The sequence below is a fragment of the Brevibacterium linens ATCC 9172 genome (assembly GCF_900169165.1).
Taxonomy (GTDB): domain Bacteria; phylum Actinomycetota; class Actinomycetes; order Actinomycetales; family Brevibacteriaceae; genus Brevibacterium; species Brevibacterium linens.
Genome location: NZ_FXYY01000042.1, coordinates 1 through 10,700, shown reverse-complemented (window position 1 = coordinate 10,700; position 10,700 = coordinate 1). Strand labels below are relative to the sequence as shown.

Sequence of the window (10,700 nt, the reverse complement as noted above, 5' to 3'; positions counted from 1 at the left end):
GAGGGTGAACCACTGTTTGGCCAGGTGATTGTCTTACCAGAAAATAAATTGTTCTGGCATCACAACTTGTTCAAACAAACACGCTATTGGATTCTCAAACCACAAACACACACCCATCACCACACCACAAAGACAGTGTGTTCACTGGGGGTATCAGTTTCATTTTTTGGTTACCCACCCGATCGCCTGAACCCTTGGATCAAACTGTGTTTGTCCTGGTCAGACCCGGTAGAAACGGTGTTCCGTGAACCTCGTTTCCGGCGGGGCAACGAGATATAACTCTAGACCACCCCAGAGGCGACGTGCAAATCCAAAACCGGCTTTCTCCACGTGACACCCACCACACGGCCTCCACGCCGCATCAACAGCCCCGCGAAAGAAGGGGTGTTAGCGTCCTGAGTATGAGCATCGAACCCGCAGACACAGCGCGGCCGAACACCCAGGCTCCGATCGCCGTTGTCGCCGGTGCATCGGGATTCATCGGAGGCAAGCTGCTGAATGCACTCAGCACGTGGGGGTATGCAACGCGGACGATCGGCCGCTCGCCCGCCTCGGCCGACGCCACCTGGGATCATCACGACCGCATCGCCGAGCTCGTCGACGGCGCCGACCTGCTCATCAACCTCGCCGGTCGCAGCGTCGGGTGCCGGTATACGGATGCCAACCGCCAGGTCATCTGGGGCTCCCGCGTCGATACGACCCGCACTCTCAATACGGCCGTGGCGGCCGCCTCGGCGCCGCCGCGCCTGTGGATCAACTCGAGCACGGCGACCATCTACCGTCACGCGATGGATCGTCCGCAGACCGAGGATGACGGAGACATCGGCGAAGGGTTCTCGGTCGACATCGCCAAGGCCTGGGAGAAGGAGTTCTTCGCCGGGGACCTGCCCGCGACCCGACGAGTCGCGTTGCGGATGGCGATCGTGCTCGGTGACGGAGCGGCTTTGAACATGTTGGCCACCGCGGCCAGATTCGGTGCAGGCGGTGCCCAGTATGAAGGTCGCTGGTTCCCTCACCGGCGCTATCGCGGGATCGGCCCGGACGCTTCCGGGCCGACCATCTGGCGGGGGCATCCGCCGACTCACGGCCGGCAGCGGTTCAGCTGGGTCCACATCGACGATGTGCTTCGGGCGATCCGGTTCATCGACGAGCATGATGAGCTCAGCGGGCCGATCAACGTCTCGAACCCACAGGTCGCGGACAATCGCTCACTGATGAAGGCGCTGCGCAGGGCAGTGCGTATGCCCGTGGGGATTCCTGCACCCAGGTGGCTGCTCGAGATCGGGATGACCGTCCTGCGTCAGGAGTCGGAACTCGTGCTCAAGAGTCGGTGGGTGCTGCCGGCACGACTCGAAGCGGCCGGGTTCGACTTCAGGTGGACCGACATCGGTGCGGCGACGAAGCACCTGCTGCGCTGAGGAGTCGGTATGTCATTCCCCCCACTGCCGGGGAACGTCGAGGTCACACGCTCAGCCGGCGGCCGCCTCGGCGGGGATTCCCTGCTCGGCACAGTCGGCGCAGTAGGCCTGCAGGCCCTTGTCCGTGCAATCGGTACACCGCAGGTACTGCTTGCGGCACTCGAGATTCGCACAGTTGACGAACTCCGGGGTCTTCTTGTCGCAGGACACACAGTGCCCGATGGATTCGACGTTGTCCCCGAACTCGACGTGCATGCGCTTGTCGAAGACGTAGAGTGAGCCGTCCCAGTAGCCGGAGCTGCCGAAGGTCTCGCCGTAGCGGACGATGCCGCCGTCGAGCTGATAGACCTCTTCGAACCCGCGGTTCTTCATGAGCACGGACAGGACCTCGCAGCGGATTCCGCCGGTGCAGTAGGTGACGACGGGTTTGTCCTTGAGGTCGTCGTATTTGCCGGATTCGATCTCGGCGATGAAGTCACGCGTGGTGTCCGTGTCGGGCACGATCGCGTCCCGGAACTTCCCGATCTGCGCCTCCATCGCGTTGCGACCGTCGAAGAAGACGACCTCCTCGCCGCGTTCGTCGAGGAGTTTGTGCAGGGCTCCTGGTTTGAGATGCTGGCCGCCGCCTTGGACTCCGTCGTCTGTCACGGTGATCTCGTCCGGGGTGCCGAAGGTGACGAGTTCGTCGCGGACCTTCACGCTCAGGCGTGGGAAGTCATCGCCCTGGCCGTTCGACCATTTGATGTCCGCTCCCTTGAATGGCGCGTAGGACTTCGTCGCCCGCACGTACTGCTTCACGTCGAAGATGTCCCCTCCGACCGTGGCGTTGATTCCGTCCTTCGATACGATGATCCGCCCTTTGAGCCCGAGGCTCTCGGCCAGGGTGTGCTGCCACAGCTTGACGGCTTCGGGGTCGGGCAGCGGGGTGAAGACATAGAACAGGACGATCTTGGGAGTTGCCATGGTTTCCATTCTAAGTGGGGTGCGACCGTGCGATTCCCAGCGGGGAACGGCCCATTCCCTCCCCGAGGCGGCCCCTCCGTGGACGCGCTTCGCCCTTGCAGTGGGGACACGGCTAAGATTGGCCGTGAGTGCCGTGTCGTATGAAAGGGCCCCGAAGAGGACATGACGTCTAACCTCAGCTCTGCGGATTCCACGCAGGTCGATTCCCCGCAGAACGCATCGAAGAAGGTCAAGGAGACGGTCGAGTTCGCAGCGGCGAACCCCGACGTCGAGCAGCCTTTCGCCGATCTCGGTCTCACGGCCGACGAATACGAGAAGATCAAGGCGATCCTCGGACGTCGCCCCACCTCGGCGGAATTGGCCATGTATTCGGTGATGTGGTCCGAGCACTGCTCGTACAAGTCCTCGAAGGTCCACCTGTCCAAGTTCGGTGACAAGGTCACCGAGGACATGAAGAAGCACCTGCTCGTGGGCATCGGCGAGAACGCCGGCGTCGTCGACATCGGGAACGGCTGGGCGGTGACCTTCAAGGTCGAATCGCACAACCACCCCAGCTACGTCGAACCCCACCAGGGTGCGGCCACCGGAGTCGGCGGCATCGTCCGAGACATCATCTCCATGGGTGCGCGCCCGGTCGCCGTGATGGATCAGCTGCGGTTCGGCGCCATCGACCACCCGGACACCGCCCGTGTCGTCCACGGCGTGGTCGCCGGCATCAGCAACTACGGCAATTCCCTGGGCCTGCCGAACATCGGCGGCGAGACCGTCTTCGATTCCGTCTATCAGGGAAATCCGCTGGTCAACGCCCTGGCTGTGGGTGTGATGCGGCATGAGGACATCCGTTTGGCCAACGCGTCGGGCCTGGGCAACAAGGTCGTGCTCTTCGGCGCGCGCACCGGCGGCGACGGCATCGGCGGTGCTTCGATCCTCGCCTCCGAGTCCTTCGACGATTCGAAGCCGTCGAAGCGTCCAGCCGTGCAGGTCGGCGACCCCTTCGCCGAGAAGGTGCTCATCGAATGCTGCCTCGAGCTCTTCCACGCCGGTGTCGTCGAAGGCATTCAGGACCTCGGCGCGGCAGGCATCTCCTGTGCGACCTCGGAACTGGCGTCCAACGGCGACGGCGGTATGCACATCGCCCTCGATGACGTGCTGCTGCGCGATGAGACGCTGACCCCTGAAGAGATCCTCATGTCGGAGTCGCAGGAGCGGATGATGGCCGTCGTCCGTCCCGACCGTCTCGAGGAGTTCTTGCGGATCGTCGGCAAGTGGGAGGTCGAGACCTCCGTGCTCGGCGAGGTCACCGACTCCGATCGTCTCGTCATCGACTGGCACGGCGACGTCATCGTCGATGTGCCCCCGCGCTCGGTCGCTCACGACGGCCCCGTCTACAACCGTCCGTTCACCGAACCGTCATGGACCGCCGAGGTGGCGGCGAACACCGTTGAGGCCGCCGGCTTGGCGAAGCCCGAGTCCGGTGATGAGCTGCGGTCGACGATGCTGCAGCTCGCGGGGTCACCGAACCTCGCCTCGACGTCGTGGATCACCTCGCAGTACGACAAGTACGTTCAGGGCAACACAGCGCTGGCGTATCCGGATGATGCCGGTGTCGTCCGCGTCGACGAAGAGTCCGGTCTCGGTGTGGCCATCGCCACCGACGCGAACGGCCGCTACAGCTTCCTCGACCCGGCGCGCGGCGCCCAGCTGGCTCTGGCCGAGGCCTACCGCAATGTCTCGACCTCCGGTGCCGTTCCGCGTGCGGTCACCGATTGCCTGAACTTCGGATCGCCCGAAGACCCGGAGATCATGTGGCAGTTCGCGCAGGCCGTCGAAGGCCTCGCCGACGCCTGCCAGGACATGGGAATCCCGGTCACCGGCGGCAACGTGTCCCTGTACAACCAGACCGGCGGAGTGGCCATCCACCCGACCCCGGTCGTCGGTGTCCTCGGTGTATTCGACGACGTCACCCGCGCCACCCCGAGCGGCTGGCAGGAGCCGGGCCAGACCATCTATCTTCTCGGCACCACCGAGGCGGAGCTCGACGGTTCGGCGTGGGCCGACGTCACGGCCGACCACCTCGGCGGGGCCCCTCCGCAGTACAAACCGGCAGCGGAGAAGGAACTCGGCGAGATCCTCATCAACTGCTCGCGCGACGGCATGATCGATGCCGCACACGATCTGTCCGAGGGCGGACTGTCCCAGGCGCTCGTCGAATCGTCGCTGCGATACGGCACGGGCGCCCGGATCTGGCTCGACGAGGTCTGCGAGCGCGACGGCATCGACGTGTTCACCGCACTGTTCTCCGAATCGACGGCACGCGCGATCGTGGCCGTGCCGCGGTCGGAAGAGGTCCGCTTCAAGGACATGTGCACGGCCCGCCGGTTCCCGTTCGTGCGCATCGGCATGACCGATGCCGGCGACGGAGCTCCCGCGCTCGAGGTCGTCGACCACTTCCAGGTCGGCCTCGACGAACTCGGCCGGGCCCACGAAGGCACGCTGGCTGATCGCTTCGGCGGCAGCGTCGCGGCGGTGACCGAAACCGCGGTCTGAGCCACGACCGGCGAAGACTGACGCCGAGACGGCCTCTCGGCCTCGATACGACCAGCTGCGGTTGGTCCTCTCGAGGCCGAGAGGCCGTTTCGCTATCGCGCTGAGTCCGGACTGCCCGGCCAGGTGTGACGGTCACGAAGGTGGGTCGGTAGGTTCCTCATCTTCGCGATTGCTGCGGCGCCAGCGGTCACGCAGCGGTCCGATGAGGCCCCAGGCGAGAGCGGTGAAGACGGCGACGATCGTCCAATAGATCAGCCAGAAGGAATCAGCCAAGCCCGCGATCGCGATTCCGATGGCCAGCAGTGCGGTGGTGATCGCCGAGGCGGTCAGGCAGCGCAGCCAGTATCCGAGACTGGTTCGGGTCGGCACGGCAGGCAGTTCGGCCTCGCTGAGACCCGTATGGCGACGGGCGAATCGGCGGTCGACGCGGGCGATGGCCTCCGGACCGAAGACGACGGAGAAGCCGACGTAGAACGCGGCCATTCCGTGGCTGAAGTCCGATGCCGCTCCCCGGTGCAGATCGATGTATGTCAGGACGATGATGACGATGTCGATGAGCGGGGTGGATACGAGGAGAACCGTCGAAACCGTTCGCCAGTGCAGCAGATACCTCGCGCATACTCCGGCGAGCAGAAAGATCCAGAACAGTACTTCACCGGCGATGATGAACAACAGCATCAGGTTCCTCGCTCAATCGCGTGGGTTTGTCGTGTCTTTCGTTCGAAGCTAGTGGTGTGGATGTGACTGCTGGCCTGATCCTGGAGGCCACTGATTTGGGTAGGACTGGGACAAGTGGGCCGTTTGCGGATTGGACTGCGATGCGTAGTCCGGGTGAGGGATTGGAGCCGGCCGGCTCGGCAATGGAACCGTTCCCCCGCGCATTCGACCGAGCAGATGACACAGCCCGAGAACACCGAAGACAACAACCAGCCACACTGCTTGCACGATTACTGTGACCATGGCTCCCCCGGTCAATTGTTCGGCCAGCATGAGGTCGAAGATCGCTTTGCCGCTGTATAGCACCACAGCGATGGCAACGGCGGTGGCGAGGATCCACCGTCGGCGGTTGCGGGCGATGTTCCACCCACAGAAGACTGCGGACAGATAGAGTGCGCTCACGACACTTTGAATGACCGTCTCGGGCACCACCGAATCTGCTGACCCTATTCCGCTCACGCCCACCACAATCGACATGATCGGGCTGAGGAGCAGCAGGGTGAGGCAGCCAAGCACGAAGATTGCGGCACCTATTGCCCTGCGCACCCACGTCGTGTTCTTCACCAGCACGATGGCGATCGCGCCGAGGGCCAGACGCAGGCCACCGGCCACGATCGCTCCGAAGGTGAAGAAGATCGCGGTGTCCCGTCCCCCGTTGAAGCTGATCGGGGCCAGCACCATTGCCGGGAGCGCCCCGACGATGAGCGCCGCCCAGAACAGTGACCGCGCGAGCCATCCGGGGTGGCGCAGCTCTGCTGAATTCGATATGCCTGACGCACCCGGCGTGGCCTGCGTATCGAATGGTGCCGGAGGACGCGGTGGCACCGGCGGATATGAGTACTGATCTGATCCGTAAGGATCCGCCGCCTGTGAAGTCGGCCGGTTCGGACTCGACCAGCGCTGTCCGTTCTGCCCATAACTCATGATTCCAGCCTACTGACCCGCGACCATTCACGCGCCCGGGTAGCCGGGAAGATAACCGGGACGCGTGTTGACCGGTCGGACAGGCACGTCGTGGTGAAAGCTCGCTGAGTTTGCTCGGTCGATGGGTACAGTTGCCCCTCTGATCCGGTCCAATAGGTGGAAGAGTCCGAATCCAAGACTCATCAGCACCAAGTCCAGCAGGGTAGTCAGCGTCGTTGACAGCTCATAGGGAGCGTCGATGCTGCTGAAAAGGCCGTCGGCTGCCTGCCCGACTCCCACAACTGCTACGGCATATGGAATAGACGCCAGACAGATCATCCACCTTCTGTGACGCACAACATTCCAGGACACGAACACAAGTGCCACATAGATCGCCTCAATAACAGCGGTAATAGCAATGACAATGGCGATAGATCCACGGGCTTCGCCGGGAAGCCGATCGACAAACATTGTCACCATATGAGTGAGGATTGATATATCGAGACAAGCGACGAAGAAGATTCCCATGCCGACAAACCTGCGCGTCAAGGTCGCGTTCTTCACCAGAATCAGGGCAAAGACCCCTACCAGCGAACGAAACAGGGCAGCGAAGAAGAGGCCAAGAAGATAGAAGATGGCCACCAATGGATTCTGAGAATTTCCCGACAGAGGCACAATGGTGATGTCAGGAAGCACTCCGATAACGATCGCCGCTGAAAAGACGATTCGTGGCGCCAATCCTGGTCCCACTGCTTTCGATTCAGGAGAAATTCCGTCCGACTGAGCCGGCAGTCGTTGAGGCTGTCGGGGTGGATACAGCGCGGACCATGTCGAACTCATGACTTCATTCTAGGAACTCCCAACGGACAACTGAGCTCGTCAACGTATCAGAGCTGACACACGCGCGTCCCAGCCAGATACAACTGCCTGTCCGACTTACCTTGCGACCGATTTCACCAGTGAGCTCAGTCGAGACGTGACCGAAGATGACAGTCCCCACTCATGCACGACTGCGAATGTGATTGCCTGAAGAAGAACGATGCGGCTTCAGCCTTTCCGCGGCCGCCGACTCAGAAGCGCAGACGAACACGGAAGAGGAGTCAGTCATGGCGACGATTCGCACATCCCACGCGGGATCCTTACCCCGCACCCCCGAACTCATCGAGGCCAACAAGGCCAAGCAGGCTCAGAACACCGCCCGCCTGGCCGGTGAGTCCGTGTCGCAGGAACAGGAGCAGGAATTCGACGAGCTGCTGGCCGCCAGCGTCACCGACCTCGTCAAGCGACAGAAGAACCTGGGCATCTCGCTGCCCAACGACGGCGAATACGGTCACGCCATGGCCGCGGACTTCGACTACGGCGCCTGGTGGCACTACTCGTTCGCCCGCACCGGCGGGCTCGAACTCCACGACATCGACCTCTGGGAGATCCCGGCGAACCGTTCGACTCCGGGCAATATCGTGCTCACGAGCATGCCCGACCGTCGTGACCGCAACCTCTTCCCGAACGTCTACACAGATCCGAAGGCCGGCACCGACACCGGAACCCAGCCCCAGTTCCCCAAGGCCACCGGTCCGATCAGCTACATCGGCCAGGACCAGGTCAACCGTGATATCGCGAACCTCAAGGCAGGACTGGCTGCCGCAGGTTATGACGAGCGCGCCGGCTACATCAATGCGCTCTCCCCCGGTTCGGCCTCCCGCATCGCCAACGAGTACTACTCGTCCGATGAGGAGTTCATCTGGGCATGGGCCGATGTGCTGCGGGAGGAATACCTCGCCATCACCGAGGCGGGACTGACCGTCCAGATCGACGATCCCTCCCTGGCGGAGAACTTCGACCAGATCAACCCGGAACCGTCGTTCGCCGACTACCGCTCGTTCATCCAGGTCCGCATCGACGCCCTCAACCATGCGCTGCGCGGAATCGACCCGGCGCAGGTGCGTGTGCACACCTGTTGGGGATCCTGGCACGGACCGCACGTCACCGACCTGCCGTTCGTCGAGATCGTCGACCAGGTGCTCTCGATCAATGCCGCCGGCATCACCTTCGAAGCCGCGAACGTCCGCCACGAACACGAGTGGCGGATCTGGGAAGAGAAGAAGCTGCCCGAGGGCAAGTACATCATCCCCGGAATCGTCTCCCATTCGACCAACGTCGTCGAGCATCCCGAACTCGTTGCCGAGCGCATCGGCCGGTTCGCCAAGCTCGTCGGACCGGACAACGTCGTCGCCTCCACCGACTGCGGCCTGGGCGGACGAGTCCACCCGGACATCGCCGTCGCGAAGCTGCAGTCCCTGACCGAAGGCGCGGAGATCGCTTCGAAGCGCTTCTGATCCGCGGCCGCAGAAGCAACAGCAGTAACACCGGTCCCCTCCGCTCGGCTCAAGCGCCGGACGGAGGGGACTTCTGCATCACGCTCCGATGCCGAGCTCCTCGTCGAAGCAGTCGGCAAGCGTCGGGTGAGCGAACTGGTAGCCGGTCTCCTCCAGCTTCTCGGGCACCACCCGCTGATCGGCCAGCGCGAGCTCCTTCGCCCCGTCACGGCCGAGCATGATCTCGGTGATGAAACCGGGCGTCGGGATCCACGCGGGCCTACGCAGATGGGCGGCGAGAGCCTCGGCGAATTCCGCCTGCGAAACGAGATCCGGGGCAACAGCATTCACGGGTCCCCGCACATAGTCGTAGAGGACGGCGTGCACATACGCGCGCGCCACGTCGTCGAGGGAGATCCAGGCCAGAGCCTGCTCCCCGCTGCCCAGTCGACCGCCGGCACCGGCGAGGAACAGCGGCGCCTGCAGTTTGAGCAGACCGCCCAAGGAGCTGAGGACTACTCCGGTCCGGATCGACACGCGCCTGATTCCGGCGTCCTCGACTCCGGCCGCCGTTTCCTCCCACTTCTGGCACACCTCGGCGAGGAATCCCTCCCCTGCCGGTCCCGTCTCGTCGACAGGTTCGTCGGCTTTCGCCCCGTAATAGCCGACCGCAGAGGCGCAGACGAAGACCGACGGACGCTTCGCCTCGGGCAGACCGCGCATCGTTTCGACGAGCAGCCTCGTCGAGTCGATGCGGGAGGACCAGATCTCGTCCTTCGCGTGCTTGGTGAACCGCGTGGCGATGGATCGCCCGCCGAGGTGGACCACCGCATCCGCCCACGCGAGGTCCCGTGGGTTGAGGATTCCCAGATCAGGGTTCCAGTGCACTTCGTATTCGAACTTCGGGGTCTCGCGGACAAGCAGGCGGACGAAGTGTCCGGCGGTGGAGAACAGGGCGGCGACCTGGCGTCCGATCATTCCGCTGCCGCCGGCGATGAGGATGTGTTTGCCCTTCTTCCGCGTCAGCAGGGGCGCGTTCGTGGATTCGAGGAAGTCGATGTCCATGAGCATCCGCTTGCGGCGGGCGTCGAAGGTCGCTTCGAGGTAGTGGGTGAGCCCGCGGTCGATGACGTCGAAGCCCTGGGGAGCCATGGAGAATTCGATGTGGTCGTCGATCTTCGTTCCGCCGGCGACCGAGGTGAACTCGTGCGTGTGCTTCCACTGGCTCAGCGGGCCCTTCTTCAGCTCGTCGACGAACGAGAACCGCGATGGGCCCTCCGAGTGCACCGAGCTGAACGGCCGTCGCACGAGCCCGTAGGTGCCGGGCACGCTCGTCCTCACCTGCGCCACCGAGCCCGGGGCGATCGGAGGATAGCTCTCTTCGACGATCTCCTGGGCCCAGTGTGGTGAGAGGCGGGTCAGCGCTCCTGGCCGAGCGTGCCAGTCGAATGTGGTCTCCGCACCGAGCGGAACTTCAGATGTCGACTCAAAGATGGTCATGGCATCCCTCCTACCTCGAATGATGCCACCCGTTTCTGAGAATGTGACCCGCAACTCACCTAAGACCACGTGAATTGTTCTCGCCGAGGCGGCTCACCCTCCCAGCAAGTCCGCCGAAGCCGCCCGGCGGGGTCCGAAAGACGCTTCCGCGGGACCCGAAAGACGCTTCCGCGGGCTCGAAGTGTGAGCGCAGTGATCTGGATCGGGGCGCCCTCTCTGTCAGGCTGGTTGTGAGTCACTCAGTCTGACACTGAGAGGAACACTAACCATGACCATCACTACTGGATACAGCGTGGCAGAGATCCGGTCTTTCCTGGTTCAGTACGACCAGATCCCC

At 63.4% G+C, this 10,700-nt stretch carries 9 protein-coding genes; 4 read left to right on the top strand and 5 right to left on the bottom strand.

The annotated features are described in order from the left end of the window. Both BLIN9172_RS18355 and BLIN9172_RS17260 read left to right on the top strand, forming a co-directional pair. The coding region (locus tag BLIN9172_RS18355; protein ID WP_219618603.1) for a hypothetical protein at positions 1 to 279 on the top strand (279 nt) is incomplete at its 5' end. A gap of 122 nt (positions 280 to 401) precedes the next feature. Continuing rightward, the gene (locus tag BLIN9172_RS17260) at positions 402 to 1,418 is read left to right on the top strand and encodes an epimerase (RefSeq protein WP_101556120.1); all 1,017 of its coding nucleotides are present in this window, start codon (positions 402 to 404) and stop codon (positions 1,416 to 1,418) included. A 51-nt stretch (positions 1,419 to 1,469) separates the two neighbouring features. On the opposite strand, the gene trhO is transcribed toward BLIN9172_RS17260, so the two are convergent. Beyond that, positions 1,470 to 2,381 carry an oxygen-dependent tRNA uridine(34) hydroxylase TrhO gene (gene trhO, locus BLIN9172_RS17255; RefSeq protein ID WP_101556119.1) on the bottom strand — a complete coding sequence of 304 codons (912 nt, stop codon included), beginning with the start codon at positions 2,379 to 2,381 and terminating at the stop codon, positions 1,470 to 1,472. A 162-nt stretch (positions 2,382 to 2,543) separates the two neighbouring features. Here trhO and purL point away from each other — a divergent pair, with 162 nt between their 5' ends. Next, complete coding sequence (gene purL / locus BLIN9172_RS17250) at positions 2,544 to 4,928, top strand: phosphoribosylformylglycinamidine synthase subunit PurL (protein ID WP_101556118.1); 2,385 nt, start codon at positions 2,544 to 2,546, stop codon at positions 4,926 to 4,928. Positions 4,929 to 5,060: 132 nt separating this feature from the next. Here the strand turns inward: purL and BLIN9172_RS17245 are convergent, their stop codons facing one another. From BLIN9172_RS17245 to BLIN9172_RS17235, 3 genes are all read right to left on the bottom strand, one after another. Further along, positions 5,061 to 5,606, bottom strand: coding sequence for a hypothetical protein (locus BLIN9172_RS17245; RefSeq protein WP_101556117.1), 546 nt, complete (start codon positions 5,604 to 5,606; stop codon positions 5,061 to 5,063). Positions 5,607 to 5,654: 48 nt separating this feature from the next. Then, positions 5,655 to 6,326 carry a hypothetical protein gene (locus BLIN9172_RS17240; RefSeq protein WP_101556116.1) on the bottom strand — a complete coding sequence of 224 codons (672 nt, stop codon included), beginning with the start codon at positions 6,324 to 6,326 and terminating at the stop codon, positions 5,655 to 5,657. A gap of 270 nt (positions 6,327 to 6,596) precedes the next feature. Further along, positions 6,597 to 7,388 (bottom strand): hypothetical protein, encoded by a 792-nt coding sequence (locus BLIN9172_RS17235; RefSeq protein WP_127363805.1) that lies wholly within the window; start codon positions 7,386 to 7,388, stop codon positions 6,597 to 6,599. A 266-nt stretch (positions 7,389 to 7,654) separates the two neighbouring features. Between BLIN9172_RS17235 and BLIN9172_RS17230 the strand changes: the two genes are divergently transcribed. Further along, on the top strand, positions 7,655 to 8,884 hold the full coding sequence (locus BLIN9172_RS17230; protein ID WP_101556114.1) for a cobalamin-independent methionine synthase II family protein: 1,230 nt from the start codon (positions 7,655 to 7,657) through the stop codon (positions 8,882 to 8,884). Positions 8,885 to 8,962: 78 nt separating this feature from the next. Here the strand turns inward: BLIN9172_RS17230 and BLIN9172_RS17225 are convergent, their stop codons facing one another. Beyond that, positions 8,963 to 10,363 carry a TIGR01777 family oxidoreductase gene (locus tag BLIN9172_RS17225; RefSeq protein WP_101556113.1) on the bottom strand — a complete coding sequence of 467 codons (1,401 nt, stop codon included), beginning with the start codon at positions 10,361 to 10,363 and terminating at the stop codon, positions 8,963 to 8,965. Between the last annotated feature and the right edge of the window lie 337 nt (positions 10,364 to 10,700).